The 15,867-nt window shown below is 37.7% G+C and carries 21 protein-coding genes; 16 read left to right on the forward strand and 5 right to left on the reverse strand.

Annotated elements, in window-relative coordinates; genetic code table 11:
• Positions 1–133: 133 nt before the first annotated feature.
• Complete coding sequence (locus FNK51_RS10165) at positions 134–1,048, reverse strand: NAD(P)-dependent alcohol dehydrogenase (RefSeq protein WP_141993237.1); 915 nt, start codon at positions 1,046–1,048, stop codon at positions 134–136.
• A 215-nt stretch (positions 1,049–1,263) separates the two neighbouring features.
• Between FNK51_RS10165 and FNK51_RS10170 the strand changes: the two genes are divergently transcribed.
• The 4 genes from FNK51_RS10170 to FNK51_RS10185 all read left to right on the forward strand — a co-directional run bounded on the left by FNK51_RS10170 (position 1,264) and on the right by FNK51_RS10185 (position 3,288).
• Complete coding sequence (locus FNK51_RS10170; protein WP_098372502.1) at positions 1,264–1,833, forward strand: dihydrofolate reductase family protein; 570 nt, start codon at positions 1,264–1,266, stop codon at positions 1,831–1,833.
• Between the two features lie 370 nt (positions 1,834–2,203).
• The gene (locus FNK51_RS10175) at positions 2,204–2,716 is read left to right on the forward strand and encodes a DUF6773 family protein (RefSeq protein WP_098372501.1); all 513 of its coding nucleotides are present in this window, start codon (positions 2,204–2,206) and stop codon (positions 2,714–2,716) included.
• Positions 2,717–2,726: 10 nt separating this feature from the next.
• Positions 2,727–2,924: a helix-turn-helix transcriptional regulator gene (locus FNK51_RS10180; protein WP_098372500.1), complete on the forward strand. Its 198-nt coding sequence runs from the start codon at positions 2,727–2,729 to the stop codon at positions 2,922–2,924.
• A gap of 109 nt (positions 2,925–3,033) precedes the next feature.
• On the forward strand, positions 3,034–3,288 hold the full coding sequence (locus tag FNK51_RS10185; protein WP_141993238.1) for a sigma-G-dependent sporulation-specific acid-soluble spore protein CsgA: 255 nt from the start codon (positions 3,034–3,036) through the stop codon (positions 3,286–3,288).
• A gap of 46 nt (positions 3,289–3,334) precedes the next feature.
• Here FNK51_RS10185 and FNK51_RS10190 read toward each other — a convergent pair whose 3' ends face one another.
• Together FNK51_RS10190 and FNK51_RS10195 are read right to left on the reverse strand one after the other, a co-directional pair.
• Entirely contained in the window at positions 3,335–3,982 is a 648-nt protein-coding gene (locus FNK51_RS10190; RefSeq protein ID WP_098372498.1) for a hypothetical protein, read from the reverse strand.
• A gap of 217 nt (positions 3,983–4,199) precedes the next feature.
• Positions 4,200–5,063, reverse strand: a complete 864-nt coding sequence (locus tag FNK51_RS10195) for a LysR family transcriptional regulator (RefSeq protein ID WP_141993239.1) — start codon at positions 5,061–5,063, stop codon at positions 4,200–4,202.
• Positions 5,064–5,184: 121 nt separating this feature from the next.
• Here FNK51_RS10195 and FNK51_RS10200 point away from each other — a divergent pair, with 121 nt between their 5' ends.
• From FNK51_RS10200 to FNK51_RS10225, 6 genes are all read left to right on the forward strand, one after another.
• Positions 5,185–5,466 carry a DUF2798 domain-containing protein gene (locus tag FNK51_RS10200; RefSeq protein ID WP_141993240.1) on the forward strand — a complete coding sequence of 94 codons (282 nt, stop codon included), beginning with the start codon at positions 5,185–5,187 and terminating at the stop codon, positions 5,464–5,466.
• Positions 5,467–5,650: 184 nt separating this feature from the next.
• Positions 5,651–5,869 carry a DUF1659 domain-containing protein gene (locus tag FNK51_RS10205; protein WP_141993241.1) on the forward strand — a complete coding sequence of 73 codons (219 nt, stop codon included), beginning with the start codon at positions 5,651–5,653 and terminating at the stop codon, positions 5,867–5,869.
• Between the two features lie 42 nt (positions 5,870–5,911).
• Positions 5,912–6,130, forward strand: coding sequence for a DUF2922 domain-containing protein (locus FNK51_RS10210; RefSeq protein WP_141993242.1), 219 nt, complete (start codon positions 5,912–5,914; stop codon positions 6,128–6,130).
• A 50-nt stretch (positions 6,131–6,180) separates the two neighbouring features.
• Positions 6,181–6,336: a YvrJ family protein gene (locus FNK51_RS10215; protein WP_064465749.1), complete on the forward strand. Its 156-nt coding sequence runs from the start codon at positions 6,181–6,183 to the stop codon at positions 6,334–6,336.
• A 155-nt stretch (positions 6,337–6,491) separates the two neighbouring features.
• Positions 6,492–6,824 carry a KGG domain-containing protein gene (locus FNK51_RS10220; RefSeq protein ID WP_141993243.1) on the forward strand — a complete coding sequence of 111 codons (333 nt, stop codon included), beginning with the start codon at positions 6,492–6,494 and terminating at the stop codon, positions 6,822–6,824.
• A gap of 209 nt (positions 6,825–7,033) precedes the next feature.
• Positions 7,034–8,380, forward strand: coding sequence for a DUF3238 domain-containing protein (locus FNK51_RS10225; RefSeq protein ID WP_141993244.1), 1,347 nt, complete (start codon positions 7,034–7,036; stop codon positions 8,378–8,380).
• A gap of 112 nt (positions 8,381–8,492) precedes the next feature.
• On the opposite strand, the gene FNK51_RS10230 is transcribed toward FNK51_RS10225, so the two are convergent.
• On the reverse strand, positions 8,493–8,885 hold the full coding sequence (locus FNK51_RS10230) for a thiol-disulfide oxidoreductase DCC family protein (RefSeq protein ID WP_137020835.1): 393 nt from the start codon (positions 8,883–8,885) through the stop codon (positions 8,493–8,495).
• Positions 8,886–9,272: 387 nt separating this feature from the next.
• Here FNK51_RS10230 and FNK51_RS10235 point away from each other — a divergent pair, with 387 nt between their 5' ends.
• The 3 genes from FNK51_RS10235 to FNK51_RS10245 all read left to right on the forward strand — a co-directional run bounded on the left by FNK51_RS10235 (position 9,273) and on the right by FNK51_RS10245 (position 12,722).
• Positions 9,273–10,244: an acyltransferase family protein gene (locus tag FNK51_RS10235; RefSeq protein WP_141993245.1), complete on the forward strand. Its 972-nt coding sequence runs from the start codon at positions 9,273–9,275 to the stop codon at positions 10,242–10,244.
• 596 nt (positions 10,245–10,840) lie between these two features.
• Positions 10,841–12,016: a D-alanyl-D-alanine carboxypeptidase family protein gene (locus tag FNK51_RS10240; RefSeq protein WP_141993246.1), complete on the forward strand. Its 1,176-nt coding sequence runs from the start codon at positions 10,841–10,843 to the stop codon at positions 12,014–12,016.
• A gap of 193 nt (positions 12,017–12,209) precedes the next feature.
• A complete protein-coding gene (locus tag FNK51_RS10245) occupies positions 12,210–12,722 on the forward strand; it encodes a DUF3189 family protein (RefSeq protein ID WP_098372629.1) in 513 nt (170 codons plus the stop codon).
• 235 nt (positions 12,723–12,957) lie between these two features.
• Here the strand turns inward: FNK51_RS10245 and FNK51_RS10250 are convergent, their stop codons facing one another.
• Complete coding sequence (locus FNK51_RS10250) at positions 12,958–13,137, reverse strand: small acid-soluble spore protein H (RefSeq protein ID WP_098372488.1); 180 nt, start codon at positions 13,135–13,137, stop codon at positions 12,958–12,960.
• Between the two features lie 252 nt (positions 13,138–13,389).
• Here FNK51_RS10250 and FNK51_RS10255 point away from each other — a divergent pair, with 252 nt between their 5' ends.
• The 3 genes from FNK51_RS10255 (at position 13,390) to FNK51_RS26940 (ending at position 15,735) form a co-directional block, all read left to right on the forward strand.
• Complete coding sequence (locus FNK51_RS10255) at positions 13,390–13,836, forward strand: GNAT family N-acetyltransferase (protein WP_141993247.1); 447 nt, start codon at positions 13,390–13,392, stop codon at positions 13,834–13,836.
• Positions 13,837–13,954: 118 nt separating this feature from the next.
• The gene (locus tag FNK51_RS10260; RefSeq protein ID WP_141993248.1) at positions 13,955–14,827 is read left to right on the forward strand and encodes an AraC family transcriptional regulator; all 873 of its coding nucleotides are present in this window, start codon (positions 13,955–13,957) and stop codon (positions 14,825–14,827) included.
• 740 nt (positions 14,828–15,567) lie between these two features.
• Complete coding sequence (locus FNK51_RS26940) at positions 15,568–15,735, forward strand: hypothetical protein (RefSeq protein ID WP_220126983.1); 168 nt, start codon at positions 15,568–15,570, stop codon at positions 15,733–15,735.
• Positions 15,736–15,867: the final 132 nt, after the last annotated feature.

Raw genomic sequence — 15,867 nt, forward strand, 5'->3', positions numbered from 1 at the left:
AGGGAGCGGGTTTCTGAAATCAAACTGGAACATTTGTTAGAAAAAAAGAATACCCCTTCAGATCCAAATGTCCAAGGGGGGATTTTTCATGTTCATGAGGCTAGTTAATACCTGTTTAATATTATGTCAGGGTTTATCGAGGAACAGTTATGACTACATTTCCCTTTTTATGTCCTTGTTCTACATATCTATGAGCCTCGGGAATCTGTTCCAGCGGGTAGCATTTATCTATGACCGATTTTATTTTTTCAGTTTCGATAAGCTTCTTGAGAAGTAATAAGTCTTCCGTAAGTACCTTAGCTATTCCTTGTCCTTCGACGGACACGTATCGCCCGTTCGGGGTCAGTGCTTTCTTGCAAGTGGCTTTCGAGCTTTTCCCGACTGCATCAAAGATGATGTCATATCGCTCTTGTCTTTCCGTGAAATCCTCCTCCGTATAATCAATTACCTCATCTGCTCCCAATGATTTCACCAATTCAAAATTAGCGGCACTGCATACTCCGGTAACTTCTGTTCCAAAGTATTTGGCTAGCTGTACGGCTGAAGTGCCTACTGAACCGGATGCTCCGTAGATGAGGACTTTTTGCCCGTCCTGGATATTGGCTTTTCTGAAAAAATGCAGGGCTGTCGTTCCCCCAAAAGAAATGGCGGCGGCTTCCTCATAGGTCACATTGGCAGGCTTTATAGCTATTTGGCCGTCTTCAGGTAAGCATGTGTATTCGGCATGAGCTCCAAAATTCATTCCAGTCATAGCAAAAATCTGGTCGCCTTTTTTGAATTTTTTCACATCCCTGCCCGTTTCCTCTATTTCCCCGGCCAGCTCCACTCCGAGTATTGATTTTCGCGGTTTTCTAAGCCCCAGGAAGATTCGCATCGGCAGCCATAATAAGAGGGGGCTATTGAAACTCCGGACTCTTATGTCTCCTGAAGCCACTGTTGCCGCGTGGACCTTTACCAGGATTTCGTTGTCCTTGGGCGTTGGTTTTGCCACCTCTTGGAGTTCCAGTACATCGGGTGAACCGTATTTTGTGCTTACCATTGCTTTCATCGCGAGTCTCCTTAGTTTTTAATACAATCTTTTAATACTATGATAGAAGCTGTAATATAAAACTACATGTAAGCGAAACGGAAGAAACTTTTGTATGAAGCTTAAAAGCAGCAGGTATATGTCCGGCATCGGTCAAGGGCAAGTGTCTCGCTGAGCGGTCGAAACCTTATGATGTTATAACAAGGGAAATTCTATAAGACAAAGGAGCTAAAAGTATGGCCATTAACGAAAGACCAAGAAGAATAGTTTTAGATTTAGCAGTTACTTTAGATGGATTTATTGAAGGGCCGAAAGGGGAAGTGGACTGGTGCATTATGGACTCTGAAATGGGGTTCATTGATTTCTTAAATCAAATTGATACTATTTTTTATGGGAGAAAAAGCTATGATTTATGGGGACAATATACTCCAGAAAATGAGGTATCTGATACTGAAAAAGAAATGTGGAATTTAGTTCATGGCAAAGAAAAATTCATGTTTTCCAAAACAAAAAAAAGCACTGATGATAAAGTAACAATCATAAATGATAATATTGTTGAAGAAGTAAATAAATTAAAGAAAAAGCCTGGTAAAGACATCTGGCTTTATGGCGGGGCAAGTCTTATTACAACTTTTATAAGATTTGGGCTGGTTGATGAATTTAGGTTATCTGTTCACCCTGTTGTTTTAGGGGAAGGAAAACCTTTGTTTATTGACATGAAGGAGAGATTGAATCTAAAACTGGTTGATACAAAAAGATTTTCCTCTGGCGTTGTTCAACTTTGCTATCATCTTAATGAAGGGTAATTGAAAAGCATGATGATAGGCTTAAAATTCATATGTAGATAAAAAGAGAGTAACTCCATTTTTAAAAAATGGAGTTTTTGTATTTGCTGTTAAATAAGTATTGAAGGGATATTTATAATGATGAATTCACGAGTAAAACCTTGAAATTCACGAGTAAAACCCCAAAACTCACGAGTAAATGCTTGAAATTCACGAGTAAATCCCCAAAACTTACGAGTAAAATCTTAAAAAGGTATCCATACTTGACGTGTGGATACCTTTTATTATGCGTATTGCCATTTATAAATTATAAAATGTAATATATATGTTGCAAAAAGTAAAATAAATCATATAATAAGAGTAAGTAATGGAATTAAATGGAGGTCGATCGATGATGGATTTATTTAGACGAACGAAAAAGATCACGGATGAGCGGGTTGAGCATGTAAGAAATAAAATTTATAAAGAAATGTATCACGTCATCTTGGCCATTTGCCTGGTGAGTGTACTTTTCAAACTATATAAATATGGTGCAGGCAGCGGGGAGCTATATCTGGAATTCGTGATCATTGTTGCAGGAGGACTGTATTACTTAGCTCGTTCCATTTTCTTAGGTGTATTCTGGGATGAAGTGGAAATACATGACCGTACAAGCAAAACACCGATGAGCAGGAAGACGATTCTTGGTTCGGTTGCTTTAGCACTTATCATCGCTATAATCATGGGGGTGAATAGTGCTGTATCCTATGCGGATGGCAGTTCCCAGGGCGTATGGTATTTTGTATTGGTATCGTTTGTATCCGTTATGATCTATTTGCCGATTTTACTTTTGTTTTTTGGTGGTATATACTTGCTGGCGAAGAAAATCGGAATGAAAAATAGCGAAGATAATAAGAAATTGTAGGTGCCTTCCCTTGAAAAATATAAAACTGAAGCTTGCGAGAGTAGAAAAGGACCTGTCACAAGATGAACTGGCCAAAATTGTTGGCGTTTCCAGGCAAACGATAGGATTGATTGAAGCCGGAAAGTATAATCCCTCATTAAGTTTGTGTGTCGGTATTTGTAAAGCATTATCACGTACATTGGATGATTTGTTTTGGGAGGAAGACTGATTAGAGGTATCCATTGACTTGGATATCTTTTTTTTAGGAATTTATCATCAAAAAATGGGGGAAGGTATAACATGTAAGCAAAAATCTAACATTCGAAAGGGATGGTTTGATGGATCGTACGATTGGTTACTTACGTGAGATATTATCTAACTATACGGACCAATATCCTGCAGCGCAGGAAATTTATAATAAAATTAAATGCGGACATTTTCATTCTGAAGAAGAACTCGTCAATAAGCTATCCGGTAAAGAAGCCAGCCTCCTTAACCATATTCTTCCTCAGGAAATCAAGCATGCAAAGGAAGCGAGTGATACGGAACGGGTCACGCAATTATCAGAGGTATATGAACTGATTATTATATGATAAAACCTTGTCCATGATGATCATGGACAAGGTTTTGTTGGTTTTTTTATTCCATTTCACTAAGTGAATCCATATGACTGGCGATCATGGCGATGATCGTACTTGCTTCTTCCTTGCTGAAAATGAAATTCGTTTCATCCTTTATCAGGTCATCATCCGCTGTCCGAATCCGGTTGATCCGTTTCAGCACACCATCACCTGTTTCCTGAACGATACCGAATTGATAGGTGACCTCCACTTCATTATCCTGAATATAGGCGGTCACTTCAGGCGTTTCCCAATCTACATCGATTTCGTATATATCGGATTCTTCGCCGTCTGGATCATACAAATCATCATTTTCATCATCCATATCCATAGCATATTCGTAATCGGCATCATCCTCTTCCAAATAGTTATGGAAGCTCTCGTGGACAGCATCGACGATATCTTCAATGTCTGCAAGGATGACCTTACTGATCTGACCTAAATCCGGCTCAAACGATTCCATATAAAATTCTTCATTATACGGATCAAAAAACAGCGTAGAAAAATAATCCCTCTCATTGTCATCAAGCTCTGTATAAAACTCGATCCGTGGATGCTTCGACCCGCGCTCCACGATCATACTGCCATTACGGTCGTATTTCTCACAAATTGATTGAAGATGATCCTGCAATTCCCCGCTAACTCTGTCAAACCATTCTAATGACATCAACATCCACATCCTTTCGTGATTATTATTTCCCAGAAAAGGCGAACATGACGTGCCATTTAAAGCCAAATGCAATTTATCTTCCCATCAAAAATGTCAGTTATAAAAAAATAATTCAAAGGGAAAATAAGCTGAATGGCAAAAACGGTATTTGGATTTATTTTATGAAACAAGCAACGGGTCTCAAGAATTGCTGCAACAATGAATTGGTATTATTTTAAGCTTCCCTATACCTTTCAATAATAAAGTCAATAAAATACCTGCTTGCTATTGGCAACACCCTTTTATCCTTATACGCCAAAGTAATTGTTCGAATAATAGAAGGAGAGATAGCTTTCGTAACAATATTATAGGGACATTTATTTAAGAGAAGTTTCGGTAAAATCGAAATGCCAAGCTCTTGTTCAATCATGGACATAATCGCATAGGGATCAAATACTCGGTATTGTGTATCAGGTTCAAAATTGTACTGTTTAAAACCTATTAATGGTTCATTTATAACTCCCTCATCCAACAGAATATAAGGATCTTTCAGCAACTGTTTCAATGATACTTTTGTGGATGATGCTAAAGGATGGTTTACTGGCATTACAGCCAGCATTTCATCTTCCTGCAAGGGTATCGTAGTTAGATCCGAAACATTTGAATTCACAAAGCCAAAGTCTACGCTTCCTTCTTTAATCCAATTCGAGATTTCCGTATAATTTCCTTGATGTAATTCGAAATGAACAGTTGGGTAAAGTTCCTTGAAATCTTTGATCAATCCCGGTATCCAATGACATGTAACACTGGAAAAGGTGCCAATTCGAATAAAGCCGCTTTGCAGTCCCTCCATCTCTTTATGCTTTTCAGTCAGTTCCCTATGTGAATTACAAACCTTCCTGATATATGGCAAAAATTCCTCGCCATCTGGTGTCAGTGTAACGCCCTTTCGGGAACGTAAAATAAGAGTGGTGGAGAGTTCTTCCTCTAATGAATGCACCATTTGGCTAATGGCGGACTGAGTATAGCCAAGTTCTTCAGCAGCTTTTGTGAAGCTGCCTGTTTCTATGGTTTTGATAAAAGCATAATACGTATTCAACCCCACTAACCTCCTTGCATTAGTAATTCTAATAAAACTATTATAAAAATTGGTTTTACTAATGTAAATGGAAGAAATAAAATATAGTTATTATTAGGTCAGGAGTTGAAGTAGAAAAATAATGAGTATTAACGTTAAATACAGAAATATTATTTATGCATTTATTATGGCTTTTAGTATGTCCATTTTTATTTCATTTATATTAGTCTCAATAAATAGTGGTTATGATCATATATTCTTATCTACATGGTTAAAAACTTGGTCACAGGCTTTTATCTGTGCTTTCTTTGGAGCTTACTTTTTTCCGAGAGTAATACAACAAATAATGAGAAGAATTAATTTTGTAGAAAAACCGCCAATAATTGAGAAAGATTTTTTAGTGAGAGAAGAAGACAATAGATAATGGCCAGAAGGAATTAAAATTTCGGTAAGAATGTGGATATTGATTTAAAGGATTTTCCTGAAAAATAGTTTATAGAGCTGCCCAAATGATGGGGAGCTTTTTATTCGTTTCCTTGAAAAATTTCAAGGCCATGCTACTTTCACCCTGAAAAAGTTTATATAGAGTGTGAAAGGGGGTGAGTGATATGGCAAGTCAGATTCCAGTATTAAGTACGTTGCGGATCGATTTTGAGACGGGGTTAAATGAAAAAGGGTCTCTCATTTTCAAGCGGAGGGCATTTTCGAACATCAAGGTCGAGGCGACGGCGGATCAGTTGTTTTCGACAGCTGTTGCAATCGCAAGTGTGCAGAATTATCCAATGGGTGAAGTGACCCGGGTGGATACGTATTCATTGATTGGCTAAACGGTTTTGGAGAGATGTCGTACGAGGGGGAGGTGATTTGAAATGGCTAAAGTACTGGAATTGATTTTCGTTACGGAGGAAGGAAAGTCAGCGACGGTTTCCGTTGATAATCCGAAGGAGCCGGTCGAGGTAAATACGGTTAAACTGGCAATGGAAAAAATCATTGCGGGGAACGTGTTCGTTACATCTTCCGGGGATTTCGTCGATTTGAAGGCGGCACGCCTTGTCGAGCGGAATGTCGAGGAAGTGGAACTTATCTGACGGACGGGAAGGTCATCTTGTTGGACACCCTGGAAGTGAGGTGAATAAAAGTGGATCAAATCCTGCCATTTGTCAGTGATATTGGGTTCCCGATCATTGTTACCCTTTATTTGCTTCATAGGATTGAAACGAAATTGGATACTTTGAATGAAACCCTTGTGGAGCTGCCAAATCGCCTGCGAGAAGGGATTCCCAAGTCAGGTTAAGGATAAGCGGGAAGCATCATGAGTGATATCATTCATGATGCTTTTCCTTTTTAATGGAAAAGTTTTAATGGATTCTAGTTTTATATCACAACCATCGGGTATACATAAAACTGTAGCTAGTTCATCAAAAATCCAAACAATAAGGAGGAATTTTAATGACTAACAACAATGATAAAATGAGTCGTGAAGAAGCAGGCCGTAAAGGTGGAGAAACAACAGCTAAAAATCATGATAAGGAAATCTATCAGGAAATTGGCAAAAAAGGCGGAGAAGCAACATCCGAAAATCATGATAAGGAATTCTATCAAGAGATTGGCCAAAAAGGCGGAGAAGCAACATCCGAAAATCATGATAAGGAATTTTTCCAAGAGATTGGTCAAAAAGGCGGAGAGGCCACTTCCGAAAATCATGATAAGGAATTCTATCAGGAAATTGGCAAAAAAGGCGGAGAGGCTCGAGCCGATCAACGTGATGGGTCCGATGATTGAAAAATGAGCCGTGAAGAAGCAGGGCGCAAAGGCGGGGAAAAAAGCCGCCGTTAAAATATAATCCAGGAAACTCATAAATGACCGAGGGAAGTAAACATTCCCTCGGTTTTTTTATGCCATCCCAATGGAAATAACCTTCACAGCACATTACAAAGTGTGCTTGGAAATTAAAGTGGGTAAAGAAATAACACCTAGAAAAGAAAGAGGTGATGAAGAAGTTGATCGTCCATTATTCATTTCCCCGTTTAAAAGTAGGCGGAGTTACATTCACTGCACGGCATTCATTGCTTGCTCTTGGTCTTGCGGGCATCGCTTATCTCATTTCGAATAAGAGGAAGCATCAAGCGGTATTCAAAACGGCTTCAATGATGTGTAAGATCGAACGGAAAGAAGATTTCATTAAGCTTATTTGGCCTGATGAAGGTGGTTTCTATCGGGTATTTAGGGGGAAAGATCTGATTTACAGCGGCCCGGAGCCAAGGATGGCAGATCGGGGACTGACTCCAGGAACCATCTATACGTACTCGATAGATAGCTTGAATGAAAAGGAACAGTCAGTGAACAGGATGAAAATACAGACATCAACGACCGCCGAGAATAAAAAAGAGGATAATATCCTTTTGGATTTGGTATTCACCACGATTGTCGCAAAAGGCCAAGCCAGCCTGGAATGGGAGCCCATCAAGGGAATAAAAGAGTATCGGGTTTACCGAAACGGCGTGGATATTGGGAAAGTGGGAGGATGTTCCTTCAGTGATCGGAGTATTAGTGAGGATCAGGAATACACATATACCATTAAAGCAAAGCGGCCCCTTCCGCGTTCAGAGCAGGAGTCCTATGCCGTGAAATCCCTTGTAGCGAGTATTGTCGGAGCCGTAAAAAAAGGATCATCCCAAGCACAGGCAGCGATCGAGGAAATAACGAATACGAAAAAGATAGGACCTGTAAAACAGCTTTTGCAGTCAGTTGAAAACGATGTGGAAGGTAAAAAGAAAAGAAATTGGCAGCTGCGCTATTCCACCTTTCTACCGGAAGAGTGGCTAAAAAACCCCAATCTTGCCTCAAAGGTTCCCTATTTTAAAGGAGACAACCGCGGGTTTGATCCTGGATCACCCCGATACAGGACTAGGGTCGATGTGTACATTCACGAAAAGGAAAGTGAAGCCGAGATTGGATTTACCAAAGCAGTCGGGAAAAGCGAGGCCTACAATCATGATGGGGATTTCCTCGAAGCAGGAGTGGCCTCAGATGTAGACATTGTAGTGAAGCATGTATTATCAAATCATGAGAAAACAACGATTCAGCTGACACACTCTGTAGGCAACCCAATCATCATTTCTCCTGCCGTTGATTATAAAGTGATCGGGACCTTTTACCGAAATGGCGAAATCAATATAGCCGGGTATCATGATCAGGCACCGCATCACGAAGTCTACCTAAAGGAGGCAGATGAACAGAACTGGGAACCCTTGCACCTAGCGGAAAACAAAGGGCTCGAAATGATGGCGCATCCAACGGCCAACCATTTATGGAGATACTCCACATTTACACAATGAAAGGACGAAAAGCAATGATTGCCGATCGTCCTTTTTTAGACCATTTCTAATATAATAAACAAAAAGGACCTCGAATACTTGAAGTCCTTTTTGCTTGTTGATGAGGTCTTTTTTATAAAAATCGCTTTCGAACACTTGGCGACGGCAGCATACAGCTTTCTTCTTTCTTTCCGAACCATTTGTAACGATTCCTGGCAATGAAATCATAAACGAAGTTCCGGATGAAGCTTGGAACGATGATGAAACCGTAAAGTAATTTCCAGGCCCCTTGTAAGCGGCGGCAAATCCTCAAGGCTGCAGACGATTTATAGTAGGCCTTATCCCTTTCGATCAGCACCATGCTATCTATATCTGCAGGAACATCATACTTCTTCAGCAACTCTTGTCCCGCCTCACTTTGAAGTGAAGCGTAATGAAAAAGCCCCTGCGGGTCCCGCTTTATGATGAACTGGACACTCGAATCGCAAAAGTTGCATTCACCATCAAATAAAATGACCGGATTCATGAACATTCCTCCTATAGAGAGACGTTTATCATACTCATGCTTCTATAATACACTACCCGTTTTGGTAAGGCGAAAACGTATGGAACTGCTTGGAGTTACGAAATTTTGGAAGTGATTGTTCGTTTCGGCAAGTCACTAAACTGGTGCGTGTGCCATAAGAAGGCCGCGATTGGCGGTTAGACCCCTGGTTTAAGTCTCTGTTATCAAACTGTTATTTTCCATTAACTATACTGTAAACAAGCTATGATATGGTAGATACTCCAATGAATTTCCTTTAGTAAAAAAGCCGGCAATCCTTTTTTAGAGGAAAGCCGGTTTTTTAAATTCAAAGCATAATTAAGGATTAGGAGATATAACGAGCAGTTTCTTTAGAGGAGGTAGGATTTAATGAAACGTGATCCTTATTTTGATAATGCGAAAGCTGTTTTAATCGTACTAGTGGTTTTGGGACACACATTAGCTCGAATGGTAGAAGAAAACGAATGGATTTTAACTATTTATTTGTTTGTTTTTTCATTCCATATGCCAGCTTTTATTTTAGTATCCGGCTATTTTTCAAGAAAGATAAAAAGTAAAAAGGACCTCTGGGTGCTAATAAAGAAAATATTAATTCCCTATATACTATTCCAGGTGATTTATACCTTCTATTATCAGAAGTTATTTGATGAACCAATTGAATTCACCATTTTGACTCCAAGGTGGGCCTTATGGTTCTTAATAAGCTTATTCTGTTGGAATATATTATTATTTATATTTTCCTCCAGGAAATATGGAATCATTTTTTCGATAATTGTATCTCTAATAATTGGTTACATGGGTGAAGTTAATGAATGGTTAAGTTTGTCGAGAACGTTCTTTTTCTTTCCTTTCTTTTTAATTGGACATTTTTTAGAAAAAGATCATTTTGAATGGGTTAAAAAGAAAAGTAATGCCCTAATCGGCTGGGTTGTACTAGGGTTAATCTTTACCGGTATTTACTTCTATGGTGAAATTACTTGGAGGGAATGGTTTTATGGTCGTTTAGGTTATAAGGAATTAATGGAAGGTTCCATTGCCCTCGGTTTTATATATAAGTTGATCGTTTATTTAATCATGGGAGCGGCAACTTATTGTTTTCTTTGTATTGTTCCTAAAAAGCATACATTTTTTACTGAATTAGGATCCATTACATTAGTTATTTATCTTTTTCATATGTTTATTCTGGAATATGTTTATAACTCATTTATTTATGATTGGATCAAAGAAAGTGGCCAATATTATGTTTTATTAGTCATATCTGTAACTATTATATTTATATTATCAAGAAAGCCGATTGTAAAAGTGGAATGTATGTTATTAGGAATGAAAATGAAAACATAACAGAATCTTAACACCTATAAAGTAAATAACCCTTCAGTTTGAAGGGTTGAGTTAGTAGACAAAAGGGGTTTTACCTAAAAATAAGACTAGATTATCCTTAATGTTTTTTTACTGTAATCCTTATTGGATTGAAGAAATTTGCGACACTCCTGCCGAATTACTGGCTAGCCGAGACACCGCAGCCGCTTGAGGCGAGGAGGCTTGGCAGACAGTCGGCGGAAAGGGAGCGGATTTCTGAAATCATCTGGAACGCTTTTTAATTAAAAAAACTGCAGTCAAACTCGTTTTGTTAGAGTTTGTCTAAAGTCTGAACCCTTCAGTTTGAAGGGTTTTTTTCATGAAAAGAAATTACCAAGATATTTGATGTTCTACAAAAAAATCTATTAAAAGGGTGATTAAATGGATGCTCCACTAAAAGGGTTACGACCCTTATAAAGTTATTTCAGGAAAGAAAATGAAGGCCATTAACCGAAATGTTTCCAAAATTATTAAAGGGGAATTACTTTTGTATTTCACTTTCAATAAAACATCTTTTAACTTTCAGATTTATTTTATTATGACTATATAGAATTTTACTATCATTAAAGGAGAGGCATATGAAAAAGTTTTTCTTCATCTTCATCTTGGCTTTAATCCCCTTCGCCTCTACGACTGTAAGTGCAGAATCTGACTTACCTCTCAATAGTGAAGCAGGGATCATTATTGATGCGAAAAGTGGGAATGTATTATACGAAAAAAATATGGATAAAAGTATGTATCCAGCCAGTCTAACGAAAGTTGCCACTGCTATATATGCTATAGAACACGGGGATCAGGACGAACTGGTGACGATAAGCAAAAAAGCAGCGGAGGCAGATGGTTCTTCGGTATTTATTGAACCTGGGGAGGAAATAGAGCTTTCCAAATTAATTGCAGGAATGCTAATCAACTCCGGAAATGATGCAGCCATCGCAATTGCCGAGCATATGTCTGGTAGTGAAAAACTGTTCATGGAAGATTTGAATGAGTTTTTAAGAAAAGAAGTAAACGTCACCGATACTCATTTTACGAACCCCCATGGATTATTTGACAAAGACCATGTAACGACAGCCAGTGACCTTGCGAAAATTACCCAATATGCAATGAAAAATGAAACTTTCCGTGAGTATTTTGGAAAGAAGGAGTTACCATGGGAAGTGGAAACATGGGACACAACTCTAGTTACCCATCATAAAATGTTAAAAGGCGAACTTCCCTATAAGGGAATAACCGGCGGGAAAACCGGTTTCGTCAGTAAATCCGGTTACACCCTGATTTCTACTGCCACTAGGGGAGAACAGGACTTGATTGCCGTCACTCTGAAAGCTCCTTCAGACAAGGTTGCCTACTCTGATACTGAGCATTTATTCAACTATGGCTTTGAAAACTTTAAATCAGGCAAAATTGATAAAAAAAGCAAACTTTATTCAGCGGACTACTCTTATTCCTACATGCTGAACGAAGACTTATACTATACTCATTTAATTAGTGATGAACCTAGTCTAAAAACGAGTAATGATGGAATTCTCTCAATCATGAACCAAGAAGGGGAAGCAATAGAATCCTTTGACCTTAAAACGGTCGCTGATGTCAGGAACACAGTATTGCCTGCCTCGATTAAAAAAGAAGCAATCGATGATGAGCTACTAAATTTTATGTCTCATCTCAAGGATAGAGAGGCTTCGTCATTTTTACTAAAAAAATCTCCGCATGGAATCAGAGGCGTTGTTGCTTATACATACCCCGGAAACTAAAGGGGAGCTTATAAATAATTAAAACAATAATAGAGTGCACTTATCATTCATGACAAATAGGTGTACTCTTATTTTTATGATTTAGGCCTCTATAATCCCAGGACAGGAATATTCTTATAAAGATACCGCAACCGAATTGGAAATGGAGTATATGACCATAATAGTGTTAAATAAAACTATTAGGGATGATTTCATGATGTATATCTATAATGATTATGGGGGCACACATACCACATCTTTGGCTGCCGCATATCATTTAAAACAATTACCTCAATCGGAAAGAAAATTAACTTCGGAAGAAATATTAAATGTAAAATATTTTAATAAATTTACGAAAGAAGATGCTGGAAAGCTAATTTTTCGCGGGACCGATGAAGAGGGCAACTCAGTTTATACAATTGGACATAAAAGAGACAAACTTGTGGTTCCAGCATTAAAAGAATTGACTTTACTACTAGAAGAAAAATTTCATTTTAACGAAAAAATAGTATTCTCCAATACATCCCCAACTGTACCTATTGCTATGTCTATAGGGGGATATTTATCAAGAGCATTAAAAATTGATTTTATAGGTGTACCATTATTGCTTATAGGTGCCAAACAATGCTGTGATAATATTTTTCGGTTGGTCGAAAATACGAAACAAATAGGGAAAGCAGCGAATGGGGAAAAAGTGATTATATTGGAAAATGAAATATATAAGTAATACTATTAAAAGTTTTATCTCTGTTAGTAAAAGATTGCTTTGCGATAGGAATTCGTTTTTTTGAAATGGCAGGTTGTTAACTTAATTAGTAATTCAAGTCAACAATTGATGTTGGCTTTTTTTGTTACGCTTCTAGATGGATCTGTGCTATGGAAGAGGTGGTGCTTGTTCAATGAACTTAATCGAACAATAAACCACCACCCGAAAGTGGAGGTTTATTATTGAATCGAGGGAATTACTGTTCCTGTAAGCTGGTTACAGAAACACTTTGTTTTTTATTTGGATCATCAAGGGGATGGATTGTAGCTATTCCATTTTGTTCATCCACATGCTCAATGTAGATACTTTCCTCATTATAGGTTACATTAACCATATTTGGTGAAGAAGCAATTTCTTCTGCTCGTTGTGCGTTCATTTTAGCCACCTCCTTAGAATTGCAACATGTATAATATTTGTTCAGAATTACTTAGATATACTTGTTGTAATTAAAATTCTTCCAAGAATCCCTTACACACTTACTTAATTAACTGGGCGTCAGCTGAAGGTCAAGTTATATTTAAGACAGCTTATAATCATTTAGACTAACGTGGCAAGCTAGTTCAAAAGATTAAAATCAGTGGTTTGATATAATTACAGAAAATTAAAAAAGTTTTAGGGGGATGTAAAAATGAATATTAAAGGTTTTGCGATTTCTACTAATAAAAAGTATTTGGATGTAGATTTAATACATAATTTTTTGAATCAAGAAGCTTACTGGTCAAAGGGAATACCAAAGGAAACAGTAATAAAGTCAATTGAAAATACGACCTTATGTTTTGGGGTTTATAAAGGTGAATTAGGTAATGAAGGTAGTGAACAAGTTGGATTTGCAAGGGTAATAACAGATTTAGCAACACATGCATACCTTTGCGATGTGTTTATATTACCTGACTATCGTAAATTAGGATTATCAAAATGGTTAATGGATGTCATCACCAACCATTCTGAACTGGAAGGGGTTCGCAGGTTTATGCTAGCAACTAATGATGCACATTCATTATATAAAAAATTCGGTTTTAATCAGATCGATAATCCAGAGCTATTTATGCAAAAAGTCCGTAAATCTCCATTTTAACAATAAGCATATTTTCATTAACGGGTGCGAAAGGGATTAGACCCTGCATAATCGTGCACAGAATGTCGGATGATTCGTTTAAATTCCTGCTATTCTTTTGATATAAGGAGGTCATTGAATGGATTTGCTAAAAAATATGAATGGTGCCATTAAATTCATTGAAGAAAATCTTACGAACGAAATTGACTTTAAAGAAGTTGCAAGGCTAGCTTATTGCTCGGAATATCATTTTAAAAGGATGTTTTCCTTCCTTGCAGGTATTTCACTATCCGAGTATATCCGCCGAAGACGACTTACACTTGCAGCGTTTGAGCTAAAGGGTAACAACATAAAGGTCATTGATATAGCGATAAAGTACGGGTACAGCTCACCTGACTCTTTTGCAAGAGCGTTTCAACATTTGCATGGTATCACACCATCAGAAGCGAGAAGTAACGGCCATTCACTTAAAGCCTATCCACCGATGTCCTTCCAATTATCCATCAAAGGAGGCAGTGAAATGAACTATCGAATTGAAGAAAAAGAGGCATTTCACATTATTGGAATTAAAAAAAGAGTACCAATCATTTTTAACGGGGTTAATCCAGAGATTGCATCTATGTGGAAAAGTTTAGACGAGAAAACGATAAATGAACTTAAAAACCTATCGAATGTCGAGCCATTGGGGCTGCTTAGTGCATCTGCGAATTTTTCCGAAGGCCGGTTGGAGGAAAAAGGGGAGCTTGACCATTATATCGGCGCAGCGACAACGAGGGAATGTCCAGATAACTTAACACAGCTTGAAGTTGATGCATCTACATGGGCAGTATTCGAAGCGGTAGGTCCCTTTCCTGAAACATTGCAAAATGTATGGGGACGTATTTATTCCGAATGGTTTCCATCCTCTAACTATGAACAAAGGGAAGGACCGGAAATCCTTTGGAACGAAAATAAAGATATAACCTCACCAACATTTAGAAGTGAAATATGGATCCCCGTTTTGAAAAAGTGAGGATGGACGAAAGATTTATTCGAAAAGCTGTCTTAAGGCAGCTTTTTCTTATGGAACAAACAGGGCGGGATAATGGAATAAGGGCTAGGTAATATTTGCTATAACGAGCTATAATGATGGTTAGAAAGTGCTTATATAAGGAGATTGGGAAATGCCTGTTATTGAGTATCAACAATTTATTAAAGCACCAGTTGACATATGTTTTGATATTAAGAGGAGCGTGGATATCCATACAAAAACGACTAAATGGACTAAGTAAACCTTATGGCGGGCAAACAGATGGATGGGGAGTAATGATTGATTAATAGCTGTAATTGTTATAAATTACCGGTTCTTAATGAACGAACGGGTGCTTTAGCTGAAGTTCGGAGCTGTCTTAATCACCGGCACCCTGAACGTTAGCAAATGGCTCGGCTCAGCGGTACAACCGTGTAAGGCCCGCGGATACAACCGACCTTTAATTATAATTACGGTCAAATCTTTTGCAGCGATTTGATTTTTTTATTTGTTTTTATAAGAATAACATAAATAGAACGTATGTTCCAGTATAAAAGTGTAAAATTATTACTTTTTATTAAAATCAATCTGGTAAAGGGTATTGTTGATTCTCTTGAAGACTAAAGGGGGAGGATAGTTGAAGAAGCACGTCGAGTCAATAAATCATATTTTCTTAAGATGTGCGGGAACAACTTCCTTGAGAAATTTAAAAGGTTATTTAAAAAATGTTGAGCAGAATCAGATTGACGATGGGTATGTATTTGTTTCAGAAAGGGTTAATAAGAAGAATAGTTGAATTAGAGAGGCTGGGAGAAGAATGGATTATATTTCTTCAAAAAAAATGTTTAGTTGATAAAAAGGATTATATAAAAATAAAGCAGTTGGCCATTGGTTTGTCAAAAAAAGGATAAAAAAGGTATTTATTTTGTTTGCAAAATTAACAACAACATTTATTGGCATTAACCTATTTTTTTTATTCCACTAACAGGTGCTTTCGTATTATAAGGTTAGCCAGTTTTTACTGGTTGACCTTTTTTTAATAG

It is taken from the genome of Bacillus sp. B4EP4a, assembly GCF_006680105.1.
Classification (GTDB): Bacteria; Bacillota; Bacilli; order Bacillales; family DSM-1321; genus Peribacillus; species Peribacillus simplex_E.